The organism is Sinimarinibacterium arenosum, from assembly GCF_005047655.1.
In the GTDB taxonomy this organism is placed as follows: domain Bacteria; phylum Pseudomonadota; class Gammaproteobacteria; order Nevskiales; family Nevskiaceae; genus Solimonas.
Genome location: NZ_SUKF01000007.1, coordinates 43,711 through 65,326, shown reverse-complemented (window position 1 = coordinate 65,326; position 21,616 = coordinate 43,711). Strand labels below are relative to the sequence as shown.

Sequence of the window (21,616 nt, the reverse complement as noted above, 5' to 3'; positions counted from 1 at the left end):
ATGAAGTGGCTTCATCTTGATCTGCGTGCCGCGCACGCAACCTTGGCGTGCTTGCTGCTGGCGGCCTGCGGCAGTTCCGAGTCGCCGTCCACTTCGAATTCGGTTCCGGCCACGACGGGCTCCGCTCCGGTCACCCGGTACGACCTCGCCAACGGGTGTTACACGCTGCGGACCCAGGACGGCATGGCCTTCGTCGCCAAAACAAATTCCGGCTACGCCATGACCGCCGACGCAGCCGACGCCGAACACTTCTACATGAAACCCACGGCGCTGGGGGAATACCTGTTCTGCGACCGCGACGGCGAACTGCTGGCGGCCGACGGCACGACGCTGGCCCCCGCAGCCGACGCATCCTCGGCCACCAACTGGATCGTCAACTCCCCGAGCAATGGCACATTCACTGCCGCGGTGGAGTCGTCCGGTCAATTTCTGGATATCGATGCCGACGGCAAGCTGGTTCTGTCGGACGGCGGTCGCACGTTCGGCTTCGAGCCGACCAGCAACTGCACCCCGTACCCGGAATTGTCCGATGACGTCATCGGAGCCACTTACAAAGGTCGTGGCGTCAATGAGCCGGTCGTCGGCTTCGCCGAGGTTCACACGCACATGGCGATGGGGCACGAGATGTCCGACGGCCGCAACCCCGTCGGCCCAAGCGCCGGCGGCGTGCTCTATGGACAGATGTTCAACCGCTTCGGCGTCACCCACGCGCTGGAGAATTGCGAGGCCTATCACGGTCCGCAGGGCACACGCGATCCGGAAGCGCTGATTCTCGACATGACGCCGCTGACGCTGCATGACACTCAAGGCTGGCCGACATTCATCGACTGGCCGGCCAACCAGTCGCAGCTGCACCAGGCGATGTACTACAAGTGGGTCGAGCGCGCGTGGAAAGCCGGTCTGCGCATCCTGGTCTCCGAAGGCACGAATATCGAAGCGCTGTGCGACGTGGCAAAGACGTATATGGCCACAGTCCGACCGCTCGACGCGCTCGGTTACGAGTGCAAGGACATGGAACTGGGCATTGCCCAGGTCAAGTACCTGTACCAGCTGCAGGACTATGTCGACGCACAGGAAGGCGGCCCCGGCAAAGGCTGGTTCCGCATCGTCAAGGATCCGACTGAAGCGCGGCAGGTGATCAATGACGGCAAGCTGGCAGTCGTGCCGGGCCTGGAATTCTCCAACCTGTTTCACTGCACGACGCAGTCCGTGGCGGGCGTGACCGGTGAGATTTCAGGATGCACCCGCGAAGACATCGATCGTGAACTCAACGAAGTCTGGGATCTCGGCGTGCGCGAGCTGTTCCCTTACCACGACGTCAACAGCGCGCTGGGCGGCACCGGCATCTTTGACGGCCTCGCGCTCAACCTGGTCGGCTTCTATGGCACCGGATCGTTCTGGGAGACCTACGACTGCCCGAACGGCGGTGAGGGCGACAGCTACTTCTACAACGCCGGCGCCTACATGACCACGGCGATTCCGGGCACCGGCAACGACCCGCTGACGCAGACCGTGCTCAGCCTCACCAACGGGGTTCTGCCGGCGTATCCGGCAGATCGGCGCCAGTGCAACGCCCGCGGCATGACCGAGCTGGGCCAGTACGTCGTGCAGCAGCTGATGGAGAAGAAATTCATCATCGACATCGACCATGCCGAGCTGTCGATCAAGCAGAGCATGATCGACATGGCCAAGGCACAGAACCCGCCCTACCCGCTGATTTCGGCGCATGGCGGTCACGGCGGCATCTCGAACGCACAGGCCAAGGAAATCCTCGAGCTGGGCGGTCTGATCTATCCGTTCAAGCCCAACGGCAAGGGCCACGTTGAATTCATGCAGAAGCTCAAGCCGCTGTGGGATGCGGCACGTCCCGGCGAGCCGATGGCGCTGGGCTACGGCATGGATGCCAATGGCATCGCCGATCGCGCCGGACCGCGCGGCGCCGGCAGCGAACCGGTGCGGTATCCGTTCACCCTGTTCAAGGGCAAGGACTGGGGCCCGCAGTTCAACGGCATTGCTCCAGTGACTTTCGAACTGCAGACGGTGCCGGAAAGCGGCAAGACCTGGAACATCGATGAGGTCGGCACCGCGCATTACGGCATGGTCGCCGACTATGTCGAGGAAATCCGCCTGGAGGGCGGCCGCGAAGCGCTGGATGCGCTATACAACTCGGCCGAAGCTTATCTGCAGATGTGGGAGCAGACCGTCAACCGATGAGACTTACGCTCTTTGTCGCGCTGGCCGCCGTACTGCTCGGCGGTCTCTGGTGGTGGCTGCGGCCGGCGGCCGAACCGGCAGCCGCGATCGTACCGCCAGCTGCAGTGATCGAGGCACCGACGGCAGCGACAGTCACGCCGTCCGGTGCACGCCGCTTCGTGCTCGAAGTGCCGGCGCCCGGCCATCACGCCGCGGCTCAGACGCTGCAGGCGACACAGGGCGACCGTATCGAGCTGACAGTCACCAGCCCGCACGACGATGAGCTGCACCTGCATGGCTACGACCTGTCGCTGGCGCTGCGCGCCAACACGCCGGGCTCGCTGCTGTTCGAGGCCGACCACGCCGGACGCTTCGAGATCGAACTGCATCACAGCCATGTCGAACTCGGTGCATTCGAAATTCTTCCGCGTTAATCCGCGGCACGCGATTGCGCTGATCACGCTGTGCGCCGCGCCGGAACTGGCGCTGGCGCATTCCTTCGGTCGCCTGTACACGCTGCCAGTCCCGTTCTGGCTGTACGCCTACGGCGCCGCTGCTGCTCTGCTGCTGTCGTTTCTGGTGGCCGCCTTCTTCATCAGCACCCCGCGCGCACAGACCCCGCCGTGGAGTCTTGAACTGTCGGGGAGCGCGTGGCTCCAGGCGCTGCGGCGCGTGCACCTCAAGGCGGTGCTGCAGTTCACCGCCGTTGCGCTGCTGCTGCTGTGCATCGCCACCGGCCTGTGGGGCACACGTGACCCCTATCGCAACTTCAACATGACCTTCTTCTGGATCATGTTCCTGCTGTGCTTTGCCTACCTGACGGCCCTATGCGGCAATGTCTACGCCGCGCTCAATCCCTGGCGCAGTCTGGCCGCCGGGCTCGACCGTGTGTGGTCCGGCTTCAGCCGTGGTCGCTGGCGCTACCCGCAACGGCTCGCCTACTGGCCGGCGCTGGCGCTGTACATGGCGTTCATCTGGATCGAGCTGTTTGCCTTTACGCGCCCGCACTCGCTGGCGGTCCTGCTGATCGCCTATACCGCCATCACGCTCGGGGGAATCGCCGTCTTCGGCGCCCACGCCTGGCTGCGCTACGGCGAGTTCTTCGGCGTCATGTTGAGGCTGATCGCGAAGATGGCCCCGCTGGACTACGTCCCGGGCCAGCATCTGCGCCTGCGCGCGCCATTCGCGGGCCTGCTGCAAAGCAGCGCCCACAGCTGGAGCCTGCTGCTGTTCGTGCTGTTCATGCTGTCATCGACCGCGTTCGACGGTCTGCGCGCGACCGTGCCGTGGTTCCTGCTGTTCTGGGGCGACGCGACCGGTCTGCTCGAACGCTGGATCGGCACCCAGCCGATCTATGCCTATGTGTGGTTGCGACCGTACTACCTGGCCTATGAAACGCTGTGGTTGATTGCCTCGCCATTTCTGTATCTGGCGGTGTATCTGCTGTTCGTCGCGGCCAGCAAGGTTCTCGGACGCAGTCCGCTGAGCGTGCGCGAACTGGCGCTGCGCTTTGCTTTCTCGTTGCTGCCGATCGCACTGGTCTACAACATCACGCACTACTACACGCTGATCCTGACGCAGGGCGTGAAGATCATCAGCCTGCTGTCAGACCCGTTCGGCTACGGCTGGAACCTGTTCGGTACCGCCGGCCTGCTGCGCGCACCGATCCTGCCGGATCTGGGAACTGTCTGGCACACCCAGGTCGGACTGATCCTGTTCGGGCACATCGTCAGCGTCTGGCTGGCCCACGTCGAAGCGCTGCGCACCTTTCCGACGCCGCGCCGGGCGCTGCTGAGTCAGCTGCCAATGCTGCTGCTGATGGTCGCGTTCACGACCGCCGGGTTGTGGATCCTGGCGCAGCCGATCCAGAGCGGCCGCGGCTAGTCCAAAAGCAATCCTGCCGGTCAGATTCAGTTCGGGCTCGTCGCGCCCGAGCCGGGCAAAAAAATGTCCCGGGCCCTTGCGAGGTCCGGGACATTGCAGTCCAAAAATGAAGCGCGTTGCAGACTAGTTGCGTTTCATCGAATCGAAGAACGCGGCATTGGTCTTGGTCTGCTTCATGCGATCGAACAGCAGCTCCATCGCGGCGATATCGTCCATGTCGTGCAGCGCCTTGCGCAGAATCCAGATCTTCTGCAGATCGGCGGCGTCGAGCATGAGCTCTTCCTTGCGCGTGCCGGAACGATTGATGTTGATCGCGGGGAACACGCGCTTCTCGGCGATACGGCGCTCAAGGTGCAGTTCCATGTTGCCGGTGCCCTTGAATTCTTCGTAGATGACCTCGTCCATCTTCGAGCCGGTCTCGACCAGCGCGGTGGCGATGATCGTCAGCGAACCGCCCTCTTCGATGTTGCGCGCAGCGCCGAAAAAGCGCTTCGGCTTCTGCAGCGCGTTGGCATCGACACCGCCGGTCAGCACCTTGCCCGATGACGGCGCCACGGTGTTGTAGGCACGCGCCAGACGCGTGATCGAGTCCAGCAGAATCACGACGTCGCGCTTGTGCTCGACCAGGCGCTTGGCCTTCTCGATCACCATCTCGGCAACCTGTACGTGCCGCGTCGCCGGCTCGTCGAAGGTCGACGCCACGACTTCACCGCGCACGGTGCGGGTCATGTCGGTGACTTCCTCCGGACGCTCGTCGATCAGCAGCACGATCAGATAGACGTCCGGATAGTTGGCCGCCAGCGACTGCGCGACGTTCTGCATCAGGATGGTCTTGCCGGCTTTCGGCGGCGACACGATCAAACCGCGCTGGCCCTTACCGAACGGCGCGACCAGATCGATGATGCGCGCGGTGATGTCCTCGGTGGTGCCGTTGCCACGCTCCATCTTGAACTGTTCATCGGCGAACAGCGGCGTCAGGTTCTCGAAGCTGACCTTGCGCTTGGACACTTCCGGCGGCTCAAAGTTGATCGTGTCGACCTTGAGCAGCGCGAAATAGCGCTCGTTTTCCTTCGGCGACCGCACGCGTCCAGCGATGGTGTCGCCGGTGCGCAGGCTGAAGCGCCGGATTTGCGACGGCGAAATGTAGACGTCATCAGGACCCGCCGAATACGAGCTGTCTGCACCGCGCAGAAAGCCATATCCGTCAGACATGATTTCGAGCACGCCTTCGGTATAGATGTGATCACCGCGGCGCGCGGCGGCGCGCAGCAGCGAGAACACCAGGTCATGCTTCTTGGTGCGCGCGATGTTTTCCAGGCCCTGCTCTTCGGCCAGCAACAGCAGCTCGGCAGCGCTGCGCTTCTTCAGATCCGGCACGCGAATGATCTTGGGCGGCTGCGCGGGCGGCAGGATGACGTCCGGCGCGGGCTCTTCGCCCTCGACCACGACGGTCTCGCCGTCGGCCCCCTCGACCGTGACTGCAGCAGCGCGGCGGCGGCGCGGCGGCGCCGGCACCGGCCGGCCTTCGGCCAAGGCCAATGCCTCGGCCTCGGCCTCGGCCATGTCTTCTTCTAGCGCCAGATCATCCGGAAAACCGCCGTTCTGGTTTCCGTTGCCATTACTGTTTCCGCTGCCGTTGCCGCCGCTGGCATTGCCACCACTGCGGTTCTTACCCGGATGAAAGCGCCGACGATGTTTCATAAGCTCAAGCGACGTTCAGGTGAGGAGTGACAAACGCAGCCAGCTGCGCCTTGTGCACGGCGCCGACCTGGGTCGCTGCCGGCTGGCCGTCCTTGAACAGGATCAGCGTCGGAATGCCGCGCACGCCATACGCCGCCGGCGTCTGCGGGTTTTCGTCGACATTGATCTTGACGACCTTGAGCTTGCCGGCATTTTCAGAAGCAACCTGCTCCAGAATCGGCGCAATCATGCGGCAGGGGCCGCACCATTCTGCCCAGAAATCGACCAGCACCGGCTGGGACTGGCTGGCGGTCTTGACGTCCTGGTCGAAGCTGGCGTCGGTGACGGCGGAGATGTTTTCGCTCATTGGATACCTCGGGATAACGGGTTGATGGCTGCGGGATAACCCCGCCCATCCAGACATGGGGGCGGCAAGATTGCGCTCAATCCGCGCAAAAAAAACGTCAGAACGTTATGATTTTTCGGAATCGGGGAATACAGCGGGCTGGGACAGCGGCGCCAGAACCAAATTCGCCGTGTAGCTGTAGATGGCTTATTTGAGCCGATCCTTACGCTGCTTGCAAGAGTACCCGGTCCGCCAATCTGCCGAAAACCCCCTTTCATGCGCCCAGACCATCTATCAGAACTCCGTTTTTCCGACCTCGGCCTGCATCCCTCACTGATGACGGGACTGCAGCAGCTTGGCTTTGATCACTGCACCCCGATCCAGGCTGCCGCGCTGCCGCGCGCCCTGGCCGGAGAGGATCTGGCGGGTCAGGCGCAGACTGGCACCGGCAAGTCCGCCGCGTTCCTGCTTGCGACGATGCAGCATCTGCTGACCGTTCCGCGCAAGCCGGACGACGACGACAAGCAGCCGCGCGCCTTCATTCTTGCGCCAACACGCGAGCTGGCCGTGCAGATTCACAAGGATGCGATGTCGATCGGCGCCACCACCGGTCTGCGCATGACCGTGTGCTACGGCGGCGCCGGTTACGAGCTGCAGCGCAGCAGTATCGAGGCGGGGGTCGACATCCTGATCGGCACGCCGGGGCGCCTGATCGATTATTTCAAGCAAGGCACCTATTCCCTCAAGCAGATCGAGGTTCTGGTCCTGGACGAGGCGGACCGCATGTTCGACCTCGGCTTCATTGCCGACATTCGCTACCTGATCCGCAAGATGCCGCCACCGGCGCAGCGAAAGAACTATCTGTTCTCGGCCACGTTATCGCATCGCGTGCTGGAGCTCGCCTACGAGCATATGAACAGCCCGCAGAAGATCGAGATCGAACCGGAACAGGTCACCGCCGACCGTGTACGCCAGGCGATCATCCACGTCGCCAACGACGAGAAAATGCCGATGCTGGTCGGCCTGCTGCGCAAACAGCAGTCGGCACGCGCCCTGGTCTTCATCAATACCAAGCGCGAAGCCGAGAACGTCGAGCTTGGCCTGCGCGCCAACGGCTTTGAGGCCAGTGTGCTGTCGGGAGACGTATCCCAGGGCACGCGCCTGCGCCTGCTGGAGGATTTCAAGAGCGGCAAGCTACCGGTGCTGGTGGCGACCGATGTCGCCGCGCGCGGCCTGCATATTCCGGGCGTCGATCTGGTCATCAATTACGACCTGCCGCAAGACGCGGAAGACTACGTCCATCGCATCGGCCGCACTGCGCGCGCCGGCGCCACCGGTGATGCCATCTCGCTGTGCTGCGAGTCCTGGGTCTATTCGCTGCCGGAAATCGAGGCCTATATCGGCGCACGCATTCCGCCAATGCCGGGCGGCCACGACCTGATTGCGACCGACTACATTCCCGTGCCGCGCGCGCCACGTCGTCGCAGCGGTCCGCCCAGCGGTCGCCCACGCCGCGGGGGTGGAGGCGGCGGTCGCGGCGGACGGCGCTGATCGCGCCACGCCCGGACCCGATACCGAAACTGCAATCAGGGGCTGATCAAATCCAGGAGTGCTGCTATATTCATGGCCTTACGGGGATTTCTTAAACCATGGGTCAGCATTCTCGGCAGCTTCTGACAGGCATCGACTACGACTTTTCCAGTCGTCGTTCGCGGCGCTATGGTCACGTGCCGCTGTTGGCCGGAGCCGTCGGACTGACGACTGCGTTGCTGGTCTGGGCTTATGACGGCACAGACGACTCCGCCCAGGTCAGCGAATCCTTGCCCGCCGTGCAACAGACTGCTACGGCGCCAAAAGAAGCAGCACCGACACTGCCTGCTGCTGCGTTCATCACCGACGTGCCCGCGACGCAGCCTGCCGTCGTGGTGGCCAGCGCTGAACCCGCGATCTCCATTACCCCTGCGGCCACGGTGATCGAGCCGGCTCCGGATGCCAAGCCGGAAGCAACGACGAAACCGAAGCCACAGACGCCAGCACAGAAGCTGCCGCGAGGGCTGTCGCTCAAATCCAGCGTCGTCCTTGTGGTTGACCAGAACAACAGTCAGATTCTCGCGGCACGTCACGCCGAGAAACAGCAGCCCATCGCTTCGCTGACCAAACTGATGACAGCGCTGGTCGTACTTGAGGCCGGGCTGCCCATGGATGAAGTCATCACGATTTCCCGTGATGACTATGACTCGCTCAAGCACACCTATTCGCGACTGGTGTCGGGCGACAAATTCACCCGTGAACAACTGCTACTGCTTGCATTAATGTCGTCGGAGAACCGTGCTGCAGCCGCACTGGCGCGGACGTTTCCGGGAGGCACGCCTGCGTTTGTCGCCACGATGAACGCCAAGGCGTCGAAGCTGGGCATGACCGATACCCACTTCATCGACTCCAGCGGCCTCAGCGAACAGAACGTCTCGACCGCACAGGATCTGGTCAGGCTGATCAAGGCGGCGTATGCCAAGCCGACGATCCGCAAGTTTTCCACGCAGGTGGAGCAGACAGTCAAACCCGGCAAGCGCAAACTGCACTACGTCAACAGCAACCGACTCGTGCGAGCGCGCAATGACTGGCGCATCGGCCTGCAGAAAACCGGCTATACCAACGAAGCGGGCCGCTGTCTGGTGATGCAGTCGCAGATCGACGGCCGCCCAGTGATCATGGTGCTGCTGGATTCCTACGGCTCCAGCACCCGGTTTGCCGACGCCAAGCGCATTCGCAGCTGGATCGAGCGCACTCATCCGACCGCCCACGCCAAGGCCAAGGCGACCGATACGGCGGATTCCGGCGTTTCCGCGACGTCCTAACCGCTGGACGCAGTGACACCGGGCCTGAGGCCTGGCGTCAATCGATCAATGGTTTCGACCGACGGCAGGGCCTCAATCGGCCGCGCGGGCAGATGACTGTCGGGCTTGCGAATGCCGACCACGTGACCGATTCCAAACGCCTGTGCGCTGGACAGCACCGGCTGCGAATCGTCGACGAACAGGCAGCGCTCCGGGACAAAGCCGTGCGCGTCACGCGCGAGCTCCCAGAAGCGCAGATCCTCCTTGGGAAAGCCGATGTCATGCGAGCAGATCACGCGCTCGAAGTAGCGCCCGAATCCGGTGTACTCCAGTTTCAGCCGCCAGCTGTCCTGATGCGCATTGGTCGCCAGCCAAAGCTTGCGGCCCGAGGCCAGCACCGCCTGCATGAATGCCTCGGCACCCGGCACCGGGCCGATACGCTCGCGAATTTCGTGCTTGAGCGAGGCCATGTCGAGGCCAGTGACTTCGCTCCAGTAGTCGGTGCAGTACCACGGCAGGGTATGTCTCACTGCCAAGAACTTCGGCGCCAGCACCTCACGTGCGTGTTTCAGCGTCAGCCCGTTTTTCTCCGCGTAGCGCAGCGGAACCAGCTCCGACCAGAAATAGTTGTCGAACGACAGATCGAGAATGGTGCCGTCCATATCCAGCAGCACCCAATCGACCGCGTCCCAGTTCACTTTCGCGTCCATAGGCTGAATATCATAAGGGAGCTGCTGCATTGAGCCCCTGCCTACCCGTGACGATGACGCCCACCAAATCTGCCGACACCCTGCTGCACGCGTTGGGTATCGATGCCGCGCAAATCGCTCAGCGCGGCCTGCGTCGCTTCGACGAAGCCCGGCGCCTTGCGCCCGCGGGCGTGGGCCCCGACGGGCGCGACAAATTCCTGACCCCGGCCACGCTTGCTGCCTGGAACGCGATGCACCGCGCCGCCCACGCCGCCGGCATCGAGCTGCTGCTGATCTCGGGCTTTCGCAGTTATGCGTTCCAGGCCGCACTGATCCGCGCCAAGCTCGACCGCGGCATGAGCCTGGACCAGGCACTCGGCGTCAATGCTCCGCCGGGCTACAGCGAGCATCACAGCGGCCGTGCCATCGACATCGGCGTACACGGCTGCGCGGCACTGGACGAGGCCTTCGAGCTCACCTCAGCATTCCGATGGCTGCAGCAGTACGCGGGAACATTCGGCTTTCGTCTGACTTATCCGCGGAACAATCCAGAAGGCTTCGTCTACGAACCCTGGCACTGGTGCTTCCACCGGCACCGCTGACCGGACTTCTCGGCGATCAGACGCGGACGTCGTTGAGGCTGGCGACCTGGGTGTGCGCCGGAGCCGGCACGGTCTTGTCGTCGCGCAGCAGCTGGCAAGTCCGCATGCCGGCCGCAGCTGCGGCATCAAGTTCCTCACCGACGTCCGACAGAAACAGAACCTCCACTCCCGGCAGACCGATCAGTTCGAGGATGTGACGGTACGACGCGATCTCACGCTTGCCGCCGATACGGGTGTCGAAATAGCCCGAGAACAGGGGCGTCAGATCGCCGTAATCGGTATGTCCGAAGATCAGCTGCTGCGCCTCGACCGAACCGGACGAATAGACGTAGAGCTTGCGTCCCTCGGCATGCCAACGGCGCAGTGCCTCGGGCGTGTCGGGGTAGACATGTCCCTTGAGCTCGCCGGCCTGGTAGCCCAGGCGCCAGATCATCCCCTGCAACGCCTTCAGCGGCGTCAGCTTGCGATCCTCGGCGATCCACTGCTCCAGCACATCGGCCGCCTCGTCGATCGACAGGTCGCCGCGGTTGGCGATCTGTTCGACGTCGTCCAGCAGGTGCTGTATGGCGTCGTCGCCTGCATGCTCACGCAGAAATGTCCGCAGGCGAGCTTTGGCATACGGGAACAGCGTCTGATGGACAAAATCGATGGACGAGGTGGTGCCCTCGATGTCGGTCACGATGGCTTTGATCATTGGCGTTTTCTGCGTGTTGTGTTCCGGCCCCGCGCGACCCATGGCCGGGCAGGACCAGCGCCGGGTCAGGCTGCCGGTTCGTATTTGGGAAACTGCGCGGCAATGTCGCTGCCGGTAAAACGGCCGACCCAGCCTTCGGCGATGCGGAAGAACCGGATCGCTTTGAAGGTCGGTTTTGCACCCATATCGAACCAGTGCGTGGTATTCGCCGGCAGGTTGATCAGGTCTCCACGGGTGCAGACCAGCATGAAGACCTTGCCGTCGGCATGAACGTAGAACGCACCGGCGCCGTCGACGAAAAACCGTGTCTCGAAATCGTCGTGGGTGTGCTCGGCGAGAAACTTGCCGCGCGCCTCGGCTGCCGACGGATGGTCCGGATACATGCTGACGACATCGACACTGACGAATCCGTATTTCTGCTTCAGCGTCTCGATCGGCTCGCGATAAGCCTCAAGCACTTCCTCCGGCGTCGCGTTGGCGCGCAGCGGATGGCTTGCCTGCCAACGCTCCAGTTCAATATCCAGCGCTGACAGCTGCGCCCGGATCGTTGCGAAATCCTCGTAGGTCGCCAGCGGGGTGGCGCCATCGCGGTCGGAATAGACGGTCAGTGTCGTCATCACATTACTCCTTCAACAACCGAGCGCGCAGTTCGCACTCGAACATGAATTCCAGTGCTTCAACCCGCCAGCGCGCCTGCGCCACGGTGTCGCCCCAGGCGTAGAGCCCGTGACCGGCAATCAGATATGCCGGCACCGTCGGTTCGGCGCGCATATGAGTGTCAATGGTCGCCGCCAGCCGCGCAATGTCCTGGTCGTTGGCGAATACCGGAATCTCGACCTCGGCATCGTGCGTGGCGATGCCCGGCAACAGCTTGAGCAGTTCGTAACCCGCAAGCCGCACACCCTCATAGCGACGCGAAAGCACCGTATTGGCAACCGAATGCGTATGCAGCACCGCACCGATGCCGGCACCGAAACGATACAGCTGGCAGTGCAGCAAAGTTTCGTAGGAAGCCTTGCGCTGGCTTTCAATCGGCCGGCCATCCAGATCGGCCAGCAGAAAGTCGCCCTCACCCAGTTCGCCCTTGTGACACCCGGAGGCGGTGATCAGCATGCGTGCGTCACCGATTCGCGCGGAAAAATTGCCGCCGGTCGCCGGCACCCAGCCGCGCTGATGGAACAGGCGGCCGGCGTCGATCATTGCCGCGGCAGAGGCGGATTCAGCTGACATGCGTAGGCTGGGTCTGGTCAAAAAATGGGCAGGCACTGTACGGCATGCGCCCGCAGACTCGCAATGTATCGCGTCAACGCGTCGAATCGATGACGTAGCGCATCGATCAGATGCAAATCAGACCAGAAACATCGACGCCAGACCGAGGAAGATGAAGAAACCCATGCTGTCGGTCGTTGCCGTCAGGATGATGCTCGATCCCATCGCCGGATCCCGGCCAAAACGCTGCAGCGCCACCGGCGCAACAACCCCGACCAGTGCCGCGGCCATCATATTCAGCAGCAGCGCGGCACCGATGACGGCGGCCAACCGCGGATCGTGGTAGAGCAGCAGCGTGACCAGTCCCAGCACCGAACCCCAGACCAGGCCATTGACCGCGTTGATCCGCAGTTCGCGCGACAGAATCTGGCGCAGCTGGGTCGGACCGAGCTGATTCAGTGCGATGCTGCGGATCACCAGCGCCACTGACTGGTTGCCGGTATTGCCGCCGATACTGGCGACGATCGGCATCAGTGTCGCCAGCGCCACCAGCATCGCGATGACATCTTCAAACGCGCCAATCACCCTCGATGCAACAAATGCGGTGATCAGATTCAGCACCAGCCACGGCCATCGACGCTGGGCGCTGGCAATCACCGGGGCGAACAGATCCTCGTCCTCCTCCGACAGACCAACCTGACGCAACGACTCGGATTGCGCACGCTCGGTAATCTCGTCGAGCACGGCGTCGACCGTCAGGCGACCAACCACCTGCTTGTGCAGGTTCACCACCGGCGCTGAAATCAGGTCGTATTTTTCGAATGCGACGATGGCATCGCGGGCGTCGTCATCGGTAAAGAAATAGTTCGGCTGCGCGGTCATCACCTCGCGCACTTCGTGATCCGGCTCCTCGAACAGCAGACGATCCAGTTCGAGTACGCCCTTGAGGACGTTGTTGCGGTCCACCACCAGCAGCTGATTGGTATGTGCCGCCAGCACCTTCTTGCGCCGCAGCAGGCGCAGCACGGCCTCCAGGGTGGCATCCTCGCGCACCGCAATGAAATCCAGGTCCATCATTGCGCCGACGGTTCCGTCGGGGAACGACAGCACCGATCGCACTTCAGCCTGATCGGCGCGATCGAGTCGTTCGACCACGGCATAGCGCAAGTCTTCAGGCAGGCTGCTGACCAGGTCGGCAATGTCGTCGGAGTCGAGGGTATGCACCACCGCCGAGATTTCGTCCGGCTTCATACCGACGACGATCGACCGGCGCACCGTATCGGAAGCCTCGAGAAGCACGGCCCCGCGTCGGTCCGGCTTGACCAGAGCCCACGCCGCCGAGCGGGCCTCTGGCGGCAGGCTTTCGAGCACAAACGCGATATCCGCAGGGTGAAAGTGCGCCAGCCGCTGCTGCAATGCAGCCTGATGCTGGCGCTCGACCAGTTGCGCAACAACATCGTGCTTGCGGTTCTCGGAGCGTGATACCAGCTCCTTTTCCACGGCCTGCCGCGACAGCAACTCGATCACCTGGGCCCTGGCCTGTTCCAGGTGACGGTGGTGCGGCCGTGCTTCGCTGGCTTCGGTCATGGCACTCCCTCAAGTCCCGGCTATGGTACGCCGCACGAGCATCGCTGAGGTGACAAACAAAAACGCCACCTGATCAGGTGGCGTCTTCGAACAACTGACACGCAACGCGCAGGATCACCAGGATCCGCACGCCCGTCGCGTCACTTGATCTTTGCTTCCTTGAACACGACGTGCTTGCGCACGACCGGGTCGTACTTCTTCATCTCAAACTTGTCCGGCGTGTTCTTGCGGTTCTTCGTCGTGGTGTAGAAGAACCCGGTGTCGGCAGTCGACACCAGACGGATTTTTTCGACGTCTTTCTTCTTGGCCATGGCTTACACCTTCTCGCCGCGCGCACGCAGCTCGGAAATCACAACTTCGACGCCCTTCTTGTCGATGATACGCATGCCCTTGGCGGACACACGCAGGCTGATGAAGCGCTTTTCCGACTCAAGCCAGAAGCGATGCTGGTGCAGATTCGGCTCGAAGCGGCGACGGCGCCGGTTATTGGCGTGCGACACCGTATTACCGGTGATCGGCCGCTTGCCGGTGACCTGACAGACTTTGGACATGACAGCAAACCCCAGGAAAACCTGATAAGAGGATTCGGGCAAGCAGAACCACCCGAAAAAGGGGCGCAATTGTGCCAGCCCCGCTGCGCCAGAGCAAGACCCCCGACAAAGGTGGGCTGTGCAGCGCTTGCGCGCCGCCGTATTCTGCACCTAATGAAAGTCGCGCCGGACGATAACCAGGGAATCGCCGTACGCGCCGCGCTGCTTGCGGCAGGCCTGCGCGTTCTTGCTACGAATCCGCCAGACCAGGTCACACCGGAAAAGGTCGCGCATGAAGCCGGTGTCGAGGTTGCGGCATTCGCCCGCCATTTCAGCTCCATGCCGGATTTTCTGTGCGCAGCGCTGGCGCAGCTGAGTGACCGCGTGCGTGACAAGGTCGCCCGGATCATGACCAACATGTCACCCGGTCTGCCGCGGCTGCAGGTTGCGGTCGAGACGTACCTGGAGGCCAGCCGCCATACGCCGCTGCTGCGCAGCCTGTCGCTGCACCTACGCAGTGATCCGCACTACGTCGAGTTTCTGCGCAGTCGCGTCGCCGGCTTTTCGCTGATGATGGAGCTCGAACTGCGAACGCTGAAACATCCGTTTCCTGCAGAAACCGCTCGCCTGCTGACGGCCGCGGCAATGGAGGTCGGCGCGACCGAGACACTGGCCGGCAAGCGCCAGCCGGCGCTGCGCGAAGCCTGGCTGCGCTTCTGCGAGACCGCTGCGCAATGATGACCGCGCAGAAGCAACGTCTCCTCGAAGCAGCTTCACGCTTATGCAGGACCCTCAGCGTGCATCAGCTCACGGTGGATCGGCTGTGCGCAGCGGCCAACTGCCGCGACTCGGAGTTCAACCGCGAGTTCGGTTCGCTCGATGCCTATTTGGTCGAGCTGCAACGCCGATTCGACCGCCAGATCGTCGACCATGTCGTCGCTGTGACCAGCGGCACCCGCCCGGGGTTGATGCGCATTCAACTTGCAACCGAGACCTTTCTCAGTGCCTGCCTTGAGCACCGCGACCTGCACGGCTGGCTAGTCCAGGCGCGCCACCGCCCGGCGCTGCAGGATCGTCTGCGCAGTCGCAATCGCGGCTATGCGCTGATTTTCGGCGCCGAAATGTCGGCCCTGGGATGGCCAGACCCGGCGGCCGCGGCGCGCCTGTATATGTCCATGGTCAATGAAGCCGCCGTCGTCGAGCACCGGGCGGGCCGCATGCAACCCGCGCTGCGGGAAGCCTTGTGGCGCCTGCTGCGCGGCCCGATCGGCGCATCACGCACAGCCTAGATCCAGCCGCGCTCGGCGAAACTGGTCGGCGGGCCGTCGCCCACCACCAGATGATCCAGTACGCGCACATCGATCGTCGCCAGCGCCTGCTGCAAACGCTGCGTCAGTGCGCGATCCGCCGCACTGGGTTCGGCGACGCCGCTGGGATGGTTATGCGCCAGGATGACGGCAACCGCGTTGTGCCGCAGCGCTGCCTTGACCACTTCGCGCGGATAGACTGCTGCGCCGTCGATGGTGCCCTCGGCCAGCTCCTGATACGCCACAGTCCGGTGCTGACTGTCCAGGAACACCGCAGCAAAGATTTCGCGGTTGCGGTCACGCAGTTGCATCCGCAGGTAGTCTCCGGCGGCCTGCGGGCTCGACAAGGCGTCGCCACGCAGCAGCTGCTCCGAGAAATGGCGGCGCGCCATCTCGAGCACCGCCTGCAGCTGCGCATATTTGGCACCGCCGAGCCCATGGGTTGCACAGAACTCGGTTTGATCGGCCGCCAGAAGGGAGCGCAACCCCCCGAACTGTCGGATCAGGGTTCTCGCCAGATCCACCGCCGTCGAGCCGCGCACGCCAGTGCGAAGAAAAATCGCCAACAGCTCGGCATCGCTCAAGGCCGCTGCGCCGCGCTGCAGCAGCTTCTCACGCGGCCGCTCTGACTCGGGCCAATCGAGAATCGTCATACCACCCTCCCGCGGCGCCTTTATGGTGGAGCGCTGGGTGGCTCCGGCATACCGCCCCCGAAGAATGCGATGTGCGGGAACGATCCGCAAGCGAGCCGGCCCCGACGGCTGCCGATCAAGCTGATGGACGCGGACGCAGCTGCGAAGCAGAAATCCGGCCGTCAGTGACCGACGCCGATCACGGCAGGGGCATACACCGACATGACCGCACTGGGCGCTTCGAGGGTCTCGGCCAGCCCAATGGCGCCCTGCTGAACCCGGACGCCTTGCAAGCCGAGATGCGCACAGACGCTCAGCGTGGCAAACACCGTGCTGGCGAGCATCACGCCCAGAGCGCACCGATTGGCCCCTGCGACGCCACGACTCGGAGAGGCACTCTGGCTTTTGCGGGCGGGGTGGGTCATGGCGGCAGCTCCTTTTAAGGTGAGTGCATTATTAAGGTGATTTCCTTATTTTACAAGGGCGATATATGTCCGCTCGGGTGCTGGCATGCTTAAGGCCTGCTCCTTATGCTCAAATGCGAGCTGAACCATGTCCGTGCGGCCGAACGCGCAGCGCACCCAAGACCTCATGCTCCCAACGCCCTCCGCCGCACCACACGATTCGCGCTCCGCGCGCAGTACCGCAACGCGCTCGAAGCTGATCGCAATCGCCGAGCGCCTGTTCGCGCAACGCGGCATCGAAGGGGTGTCGTTGAATGACATCAACAAGGCGGCCGGACAGCGCAACAAGAACGCCACGCACTACCACTTCGGCAACAAGGACGGCCTGCTGCAGGCGATCCTCGAGAAACATCAACCGCAGATCAGCGCGCGCTGCAATCAGTTGCTCGACGCCATGCAGGCACAGGGCGAAGCCACACTGGCGCAGGTCGTCCACGCGATGACCCAACCCCTGATCGAAAAACTGTTCGATGCGGATGGCGGGCGCCACTTCCTGCGCTTCAACGCGCACTTCGTGTTGCGCTACACGATGGCGGCAATCGAGCCGCAGATCGGTGGCGTGGCGATGCCGGCCGGAAATTTCGGCGGGAACGACCGCTTGACCGGACTGCTGCTGGATGTGGTTCCGCATCTGCCGGCGGCCCTGCTGTATCAGCGCGGCATTCTGGCGGCATCACTTCTGCTGCACGGGCTGGCGGAACACTCACGCGTGCTCGATTCGATCGACGATGCCGATCAGGCGGCTCAGCTCACCGCGCTGTTCGCTGCAAATCTGCAGGATTGCCTGATTGCCCTGCTCTCCGCGCCGGCCTCCGCGCAGACACAGACGCTGGCACTGGCAGCCGCCCAGGTTCGGACGACCGCCTCAGCGACGAAACGCAAACCGCGTGCGCCGCGTCAGCCGGCAGCCGGCTGACGGTTCAGCGCCGGGTCGAATCCCGGGTCATCCGCGGTCTGCAGCACACAGCGCGTGCCGCCCGGCGTATACATCAGCGCGACGCACTCGTTGCAGGCGGTGCAGCCTGATTCCGTCAGCACGCCATCGCGAAATTTGTTGATCAGTTGCGGATCATGGATCAGCGCACGACCCATGACGACGCAGTCAAAGCCGTCGTGCATGGCCTGCTCGACGCCTGCCACCGATTTGGCACCGCCCAGATACGCCAACGGCATCTTCACGGCCGCACGCAAGCGTCGTGAATGTTCGAGGAAGTACAGTTCGCGGAACGGAATCTTCGGCTCCCACAGACGCATCATCCGCGTCGCCAGCTTGATTACCGGATTCTCGATTACGTCGACCGCCGCCGCCGGCATGTTGCTGCCGAAGATCGCCCACGGCGACTCCACATTCATGCCGCCCGACAGCACCAACAGATGCGCGCCGGCGGCCTCGAGCACGCGCGCGACCTCAATCGCGTCGTCCGCAGTCGCCCCGCCCTTGAACCCTTCCGTCACGCAGATCTTGCAGGTCACCGCCAGTTCGCGACCGACCGCATCCAGCACCCGCGACAACACCTCGGCCGGATAGCGCGCGCGCTGCGCGGCGCTGCCGCCATAGGCGTCGCGCCGCCGGTTGTACTTGGGCGAGACAAACTGGCTCAGCAGGTAACCATGCCCCATGTGGATTTCGACCGCATCGAATCCGGCAGCTTGCGCACGCCGCGCGCCGACGACGAACTCGTCGGCGACACGGGCCAGATCTGCAGTCGTCATCTCCGTCTTGAACAAGCGCCCGCTGATAACGCCTGCCGCGTTGAAACCACCGGATGCACTCAGTGGATAGCGCGTCGACAACTGCGGCAGAAACGTAAAGGCTCCGCCGTGGGTGATCTGCGCACAGGCCGCGGCACCTTCCCGATGCACCGCATCGGTCAGTGCACGCAGATGCGGCAGGCTCGGCTCATCCAGCGAAACCTGGTCTTCAAAAGTGCGTCCGTCGGGACTGATGGCGCAGTAGGCGACGGTAGTCATCGCCGCACCCCCCGCCGCCATGCGCCGGTGATGTTCCACCAACAGCTTCGATGGCACCCCGCCCTTGGCCATCCCCTCGTTGGTCGCCGACTTGATAAAGCGATTGCGCAGCGTCAGCGGTCCCAGGGTGATCGGCGTGTAGGCACGGGCAGCATCGGTTGGCAGAGTCATCGGTCTATTTCTTCTTGCTCAGAAACGCATCAACGCGTTCACGGAAATCCGGGGTCTTGGCGCAGCGCAGAAAGGCTGCCTTCTCGGCATCGAGCTGGGCGTGCAGCCCATCGTCAGCAGCCTTCGTGATCAGTCCTTTGAATTCACGCAGCACCTGCTTTGGCGTCGCCGCCATCCGCTCCGCATAGGCCGCCGTTTCGGCTTCCAGCTGCTCCGGCTCGCTGATTTTCGCGACCAGTCCCAGGGCCTGCGCGGCCTGCGCGTCAAGCGCGCCGCGCGAAAGGATGATGTCCATTGCCTGCATCGCTCCGAGGCGACGCGTCAGGGTATGACTCAAGCCGCCATCGCTGGACGTGCCCAGGGCGGGATAACCGACGACAAAGCGCGCATTGGCGGCGCACACGATCAGATCGCAGGCCATCGCCAGCGACATGCCACCGCCCGCTGCGGCGCCGGCAACACTGGCGATCACCGGCTGTGGCATCGCGTGCATGGCACGGATGCAGCGATGAAAGGCCTCGATGATCGCATCCAGATGCCGATCGGGATCAGACAAGCTGTCACGCAGCGCAGCGATATCGCCGCCACCGCAGAAATGACCCCCTTCGCCCTTCAGCACCACAACGCGAACCTGTGCGTCCTGCGCCAGGGACTCGAAGCAGTCAGCCAGTGCGGCTCCTGACTGCAGCGAGATGACCGGCATCCGGCCGGTGGCCTTGAGCGTGACCGTGGCGACACCTGCTTCCGAGCGCTCAAGCGCGACCCATTGTTCCATTGACATCCGTGTAATCCTTTATCCGAGAAATGCCTGACCACCATCGACACCGATGGCTTGGCCGTTAATGTAACGGCATTCTTCGGAACACAGGGTCACCACAAATCGGCCAATATCCCCCTCGCAATCGCCGACCCGCTGTTGCGGGATCGTCGCCACGAACGCAGCCGCCTCTTCAGGCCGTTCACGCGTCCACCATTCCATCGCCGGAGAGCTTGCCAGCGGCAGAATCGCATTGGTGCGGATTCCGTCCTTGGCCCATTCACACGCTGCAGCGCGGGTCAGCTGTCGAATCGCCTCCTTGACGGCGGCGTAAGGTCCGTACCCCGAGGCATCCCAGCGCTTGGCCGCGGACGAACCGAAATTGACGATGCAGCCATCCCCCTTCAGATGCGGGTGGCACAGTTTCATCAGGCGGAATGTCGCCAGCGGACCTGACTCCCAGCCGGCGGCAAAGGCCTCGTCGGTGACGCTGTCCAGCGTGCCCAACGGCACTTCCTGTGCGTTGTTGATCAGAATCTGCAGACCGCCGAAGTGCTGCACGACCGTATCGACACATGTGGCCATCGACTGCGCGTTCCGCACGTTGCACTCGATCGCCAGTGCACGGCCACCACGCTGCTCAATCTGTCCGACGGTGGCATCCAGCTTGGCGCGGGTTCGCCCCGTCACCGCCACGGCGGCGCCGGCCGACGCCAGAGCCAGCGCGATGCCTTGCCCCACGCCCTGTCCCGCACCCGTCACCAGCGCAACTTTTCCTGCAAGCATGCCCATCGATATTCTCCCCCGGAGCGGCTGGGCCGCGTCTTCAATAACGGCAAGTTTGGGGGGCGACCACGGCGCTGTCCTAACCCGGCTGGGGTAGGTCCTGGTGACGCAGCCGTGGCGTGACTGTCGCTGGTCAAGCCGCCGCAACCACTCGGAAGCTGAGCACGGTGCAATGCCAGCAGGAGCGCGGTGCAGCGCTATGATGAGCCTCTGGAGGAAACCATGAAAACAAAAATGCAGATGTGCCTGTCGGCACTGTCGTTGCTGGTGCTCGCAGCGTGCGGTGACGGAAGCAGCAGCGGCAACGCATCCAGGCAAGTCGTCACCGTGGAATCGATTGTCACTAACGCCGCGGCAATACAGGCGGCAGCGCCGGCCACAGTCGGCAAGAGCGCGCCCGGTGATGTCGCCGGATTGCTCGCCTATGTTCCGGGGACCGCGCCGACGCGGCTGGTGGTGTTCTGCCACGGCCTCGGGCACACCGTCGAAGCCTCCTGGTACCCGGCCGTTGTCGACTTTGCCGACGCCGATACCGCGGTGGTGACAACCAACTATCGCGACAACGACCAGCTACCCGTGCTGCGGGCCGCGCACGACACGCTGGCTGCAACGCTGTATGCCAAGCAGCGTTTCCCGAGTGTGCAGACCGTGTACCTGCTGGGCGTTTCTCTGGGCGGCGCGGTATCCGGCACCGCGCTGGTCGAGGCCGCCCATGCCAGCGCGGACGGTCGTGGCCTGTTCGACTACTGGGTCGACGTCGAGGGCCTGTCGAACCTCAGCGAAGCCTGGGCCGAAGGCACCGCGGTGGTGCCGGAATTCGCCGCCTACATTGAAGAGGAAACCGGCGGCACGCCGGTCACCGTGCCGGATGAATATGTCCGGCGCTCACCGGCGCTACGTGCGCAGGAGATGGCATCGCTGGGCCTGCGAGCCGCAGTCGTAGTGCATGACCTCAACGACGGACTGGTCGTCACCAATCAAGGGCACGAAATGGCGCTGGCCCTGCTGACGGCAGGGGTTCCGGTGCAAGTTTTCAACGTCCTGCGGGTTGGCGACGGGCAGGATCCGGGAACGACAGGGACCGGAGCTCTCGCCGGATTTCTCGGCCTCGACGACCCCAACAATCTGATCCGTCTGGCCGGACACGGCAGCGAAGCCGACTACGCCCATCCGGTCATTCGCACTGGATTCGAACAACTGCGAATGATGCTGGATGGCACCTATGACGAAACCACCCCGTACGCAGAGCACGCCGTCGACGACGGCTGAGATCGCAAGTC

General features: G+C 63.5%; 24 protein-coding genes. 10 read left to right on the top strand and 14 right to left on the bottom strand.

Going from position 1 to position 21,616, the window contains the following annotated elements; translation table 11 throughout:
• From E4T66_RS14590 to E4T66_RS14580, 3 genes are read left to right on the top strand one after another with little or no spacing between them, the layout of a single operon-like run.
• Complete coding sequence (locus tag E4T66_RS14590; RefSeq protein WP_136849795.1) at positions 1-2,214, top strand: peptidase M19; 2,214 nt, start codon at positions 1-3, stop codon at positions 2,212-2,214.
• Entirely contained in the window at positions 2,211-2,627 is a 417-nt protein-coding gene (locus tag E4T66_RS14585; protein WP_136849794.1) for a cupredoxin domain-containing protein, read from the top strand. Before E4T66_RS14590 ends, E4T66_RS14585 begins: the two co-directional genes overlap by 4 nt.
• Positions 2,590-4,077: a hypothetical protein gene (locus E4T66_RS14580; RefSeq protein ID WP_136849793.1), complete on the top strand. Its 1,488-nt coding sequence runs from the start codon at positions 2,590-2,592 to the stop codon at positions 4,075-4,077. Before E4T66_RS14585 ends, E4T66_RS14580 begins: the two co-directional genes overlap by 38 nt.
• A 123-nt stretch (positions 4,078-4,200) precedes the next feature.
• Here E4T66_RS14580 and rho read toward each other — a convergent pair whose 3' ends face one another.
• Together rho and trxA are read right to left on the bottom strand one after the other, a co-directional pair.
• The gene (gene rho / locus E4T66_RS14575) at positions 4,201-5,460 is read right to left on the bottom strand and encodes a transcription termination factor Rho (RefSeq protein ID WP_136850021.1); all 1,260 of its coding nucleotides are present in this window, start codon (positions 5,458-5,460) and stop codon (positions 4,201-4,203) included.
• 322 nt (positions 5,461-5,782) lie between these two features.
• A complete protein-coding gene (gene trxA / locus E4T66_RS14570) occupies positions 5,783-6,124 on the bottom strand; it encodes a thioredoxin TrxA (RefSeq protein WP_136849792.1) in 342 nt (113 codons plus the stop codon).
• Between the two features lie 255 nt (positions 6,125-6,379).
• Here trxA and E4T66_RS14565 point away from each other — a divergent pair, with 255 nt between their 5' ends.
• Together E4T66_RS14565 and pbpG are read left to right on the top strand one after the other, a co-directional pair.
• The gene (locus E4T66_RS14565) at positions 6,380-7,654 is read left to right on the top strand and encodes a DEAD/DEAH box helicase (RefSeq protein WP_136849791.1); all 1,275 of its coding nucleotides are present in this window, start codon (positions 6,380-6,382) and stop codon (positions 7,652-7,654) included.
• Positions 7,655-7,752: 98 nt separating this feature from the next.
• Positions 7,753-8,958, top strand: coding sequence for a D-alanyl-D-alanine endopeptidase (pbpG, locus tag E4T66_RS14560; protein ID WP_136849790.1), 1,206 nt, complete (start codon positions 7,753-7,755; stop codon positions 8,956-8,958).
• Here pbpG and yrfG read toward each other — a convergent pair.
• Positions 8,955-9,647 carry a GMP/IMP nucleotidase gene (gene yrfG / locus E4T66_RS14555; RefSeq protein ID WP_136849789.1) on the bottom strand — a complete coding sequence of 231 codons (693 nt, stop codon included), beginning with the start codon at positions 9,645-9,647 and terminating at the stop codon, positions 8,955-8,957. The genes pbpG and yrfG overlap by 4 nt on opposite strands.
• A gap of 53 nt (positions 9,648-9,700) precedes the next feature.
• Between yrfG and E4T66_RS14550 the strand changes: the two genes are divergently transcribed.
• Entirely contained in the window at positions 9,701-10,228 is a 528-nt protein-coding gene (locus E4T66_RS14550; RefSeq protein ID WP_136849788.1) for a M15 family metallopeptidase, read from the top strand.
• A gap of 16 nt (positions 10,229-10,244) precedes the next feature.
• Here E4T66_RS14550 and mtnC read toward each other — a convergent pair whose 3' ends face one another.
• The 6 genes from mtnC to rpmB all read right to left on the bottom strand — a co-directional run bounded on the left by mtnC (position 10,245) and on the right by rpmB (position 14,269).
• Positions 10,245-10,922, bottom strand: a complete 678-nt coding sequence (gene mtnC / locus E4T66_RS14545) for an acireductone synthase (protein ID WP_136849787.1) — start codon at positions 10,920-10,922, stop codon at positions 10,245-10,247.
• Between the two features lie 65 nt (positions 10,923-10,987).
• A complete protein-coding gene (locus E4T66_RS14540) occupies positions 10,988-11,539 on the bottom strand; it encodes a 1,2-dihydroxy-3-keto-5-methylthiopentene dioxygenase (RefSeq protein ID WP_136849786.1) in 552 nt (183 codons plus the stop codon).
• A gap of 4 nt (positions 11,540-11,543) precedes the next feature.
• The gene (locus E4T66_RS14535; protein ID WP_136849785.1) at positions 11,544-12,152 is read right to left on the bottom strand and encodes a methylthioribulose 1-phosphate dehydratase; all 609 of its coding nucleotides are present in this window, start codon (positions 12,150-12,152) and stop codon (positions 11,544-11,546) included.
• A 117-nt stretch (positions 12,153-12,269) separates the two neighbouring features.
• Positions 12,270-13,718: a magnesium transporter gene (mgtE, locus tag E4T66_RS14530; protein ID WP_136849784.1), complete on the bottom strand. Its 1,449-nt coding sequence runs from the start codon at positions 13,716-13,718 to the stop codon at positions 12,270-12,272.
• A gap of 140 nt (positions 13,719-13,858) precedes the next feature.
• Entirely contained in the window at positions 13,859-14,029 is a 171-nt protein-coding gene (gene rpmG / locus E4T66_RS14525) for a 50S ribosomal protein L33 (protein ID WP_136849783.1), read from the bottom strand.
• Between the two features lie 3 nt (positions 14,030-14,032).
• Positions 14,033-14,269 carry a 50S ribosomal protein L28 gene (gene rpmB / locus E4T66_RS14520; protein WP_136849782.1) on the bottom strand — a complete coding sequence of 79 codons (237 nt, stop codon included), beginning with the start codon at positions 14,267-14,269 and terminating at the stop codon, positions 14,033-14,035.
• Between the two features lie 153 nt (positions 14,270-14,422).
• Here rpmB and E4T66_RS14515 point away from each other — a divergent pair, with 153 nt between their 5' ends.
• Entirely contained in the window at positions 14,423-14,986 is a 564-nt protein-coding gene (locus E4T66_RS14515) for a TetR family transcriptional regulator (RefSeq protein ID WP_169577641.1), read from the top strand.
• Between the two features lie 59 nt (positions 14,987-15,045).
• Positions 15,046-15,537 (top strand): hypothetical protein, encoded by a 492-nt coding sequence (locus E4T66_RS14510; protein WP_136849780.1) that lies wholly within the window; start codon positions 15,046-15,048, stop codon positions 15,535-15,537.
• Here the strand turns inward: E4T66_RS14510 and radC are convergent.
• Together radC and E4T66_RS14500 are read right to left on the bottom strand one after the other, a co-directional pair.
• Positions 15,534-16,208, bottom strand: coding sequence for a RadC family protein (gene radC, locus E4T66_RS14505; RefSeq protein WP_136849779.1), 675 nt, complete (start codon positions 16,206-16,208; stop codon positions 15,534-15,536). The genes E4T66_RS14510 and radC overlap by 4 nt on opposite strands.
• Before the next feature lie 161 nt (positions 16,209-16,369).
• Complete coding sequence (locus tag E4T66_RS14500) at positions 16,370-16,612, bottom strand: hypothetical protein (RefSeq protein ID WP_136849778.1); 243 nt, start codon at positions 16,610-16,612, stop codon at positions 16,370-16,372.
• 166 nt (positions 16,613-16,778) lie between these two features.
• Here E4T66_RS14500 and E4T66_RS14495 point away from each other — a divergent pair, with 166 nt between their 5' ends.
• Positions 16,779-17,567: a TetR/AcrR family transcriptional regulator gene (locus E4T66_RS14495; RefSeq protein WP_169577640.1), complete on the top strand. Its 789-nt coding sequence runs from the start codon at positions 16,779-16,781 to the stop codon at positions 17,565-17,567.
• On the opposite strand, the gene E4T66_RS14490 is transcribed toward E4T66_RS14495, so the two are convergent.
• Genes E4T66_RS14490 through E4T66_RS14480 form a run of 3 tightly spaced genes read right to left on the bottom strand, consistent with a single transcriptional unit; the run spans position 17,549 to position 20,342 of the window.
• On the bottom strand, positions 17,549-18,793 hold the full coding sequence (locus tag E4T66_RS14490; protein ID WP_136849776.1) for an NADH:flavin oxidoreductase: 1,245 nt from the start codon (positions 18,791-18,793) through the stop codon (positions 17,549-17,551). The two genes, E4T66_RS14495 and E4T66_RS14490, sit on opposite strands and share 19 nt — an antisense overlap.
• A 4-nt stretch (positions 18,794-18,797) precedes the next feature.
• Positions 18,798-19,568, bottom strand: coding sequence for an enoyl-CoA hydratase/isomerase family protein (locus E4T66_RS14485; protein WP_211242941.1), 771 nt, complete (start codon positions 19,566-19,568; stop codon positions 18,798-18,800).
• Between the two features lie 18 nt (positions 19,569-19,586).
• Positions 19,587-20,342, bottom strand: a complete 756-nt coding sequence (locus tag E4T66_RS14480) for an SDR family NAD(P)-dependent oxidoreductase (RefSeq protein ID WP_136849774.1) — start codon at positions 20,340-20,342, stop codon at positions 19,587-19,589.
• Positions 20,343-20,558: 216 nt separating this feature from the next.
• Between E4T66_RS14480 and E4T66_RS14475 the strand changes: the two genes are divergently transcribed.
• Complete coding sequence (locus E4T66_RS14475) at positions 20,559-21,605, top strand: alpha/beta hydrolase family protein (protein ID WP_136849773.1); 1,047 nt, start codon at positions 20,559-20,561, stop codon at positions 21,603-21,605.
• The last annotated feature ends 11 nt before the right edge of the window (positions 21,606-21,616 follow it).

Coding starts and splice junctions, on each gene's coding strand:
- trxA (WP_136849792.1), bottom strand. CDS start 6,124: ATGAGCGAAAACATCTCCGCCGTCACCGACGCCAGCTTCGACCAGGAC.
- E4T66_RS14535 (WP_136849785.1), bottom strand. CDS start 12,152: ATGTCAGCTGAATCCGCCTCTGCCGCGGCAATGATCGACGCCGGCCGC.
- mtnC (WP_136849787.1), bottom strand. CDS start 10,922: ATGATCAAAGCCATCGTGACCGACATCGAGGGCACCACCTCGTCCATC.
- E4T66_RS14500 (WP_136849778.1), bottom strand. CDS start 16,612: ATGACCCACCCCGCCCGCAAAAGCCAGAGTGCCTCTCCGAGTCGTGGC.
- yrfG (WP_136849789.1), bottom strand. CDS start 9,647: ATGGACGCGAAAGTGAACTGGGACGCGGTCGATTGGGTGCTGCTGGAT.
- pbpG (WP_136849790.1), top strand. CDS start 7,753: ATGGGTCAGCATTCTCGGCAGCTTCTGACAGGCATCGACTACGACTTT.
- radC (WP_136849779.1), bottom strand. CDS start 16,208: ATGACGATTCTCGATTGGCCCGAGTCAGAGCGGCCGCGTGAGAAGCTG.
- E4T66_RS14565 (WP_136849791.1), top strand. CDS start 6,380: ATGCGCCCAGACCATCTATCAGAACTCCGTTTTTCCGACCTCGGCCTG.
- mgtE (WP_136849784.1), bottom strand. CDS start 13,718: ATGACCGAAGCCAGCGAAGCACGGCCGCACCACCGTCACCTGGAACAG.
- E4T66_RS14480 (WP_136849774.1), bottom strand. CDS start 20,342: ATGGGCATGCTTGCAGGAAAAGTTGCGCTGGTGACGGGTGCGGGACAG.
- E4T66_RS14485 (WP_211242941.1), bottom strand. CDS start 19,568: ATGGAACAATGGGTCGCGCTTGAGCGCTCGGAAGCAGGTGTCGCCACG.
- E4T66_RS14590 (WP_136849795.1), top strand. CDS start 1: ATGAAGTGGCTTCATCTTGATCTGCGTGCCGCGCACGCAACCTTGGCG.
- E4T66_RS14585 (WP_136849794.1), top strand. CDS start 2,211: ATGAGACTTACGCTCTTTGTCGCGCTGGCCGCCGTACTGCTCGGCGGT.
- rpmB (WP_136849782.1), bottom strand. CDS start 14,269: ATGTCCAAAGTCTGTCAGGTCACCGGCAAGCGGCCGATCACCGGTAAT.
- E4T66_RS14495 (WP_169577640.1), top strand. CDS start 16,779: ATGCTCCCAACGCCCTCCGCCGCACCACACGATTCGCGCTCCGCGCGC.
- E4T66_RS14490 (WP_136849776.1), bottom strand. CDS start 18,793: ATGACTCTGCCAACCGATGCTGCCCGTGCCTACACGCCGATCACCCTG.
- E4T66_RS14550 (WP_136849788.1), top strand. CDS start 9,701: ATGACGCCCACCAAATCTGCCGACACCCTGCTGCACGCGTTGGGTATC.
- rpmG (WP_136849783.1), bottom strand. CDS start 14,029: ATGGCCAAGAAGAAAGACGTCGAAAAAATCCGTCTGGTGTCGACTGCC.
- E4T66_RS14475 (WP_136849773.1), top strand. CDS start 20,559: ATGAAAACAAAAATGCAGATGTGCCTGTCGGCACTGTCGTTGCTGGTG.
- E4T66_RS14515 (WP_169577641.1), top strand. CDS start 14,423: ATGAAAGTCGCGCCGGACGATAACCAGGGAATCGCCGTACGCGCCGCG.
- E4T66_RS14540 (WP_136849786.1), bottom strand. CDS start 11,539: ATGACGACACTGACCGTCTATTCCGACCGCGATGGCGCCACCCCGCTG.
- E4T66_RS14580 (WP_136849793.1), top strand. CDS start 2,590: ATGTCGAACTCGGTGCATTCGAAATTCTTCCGCGTTAATCCGCGGCAC.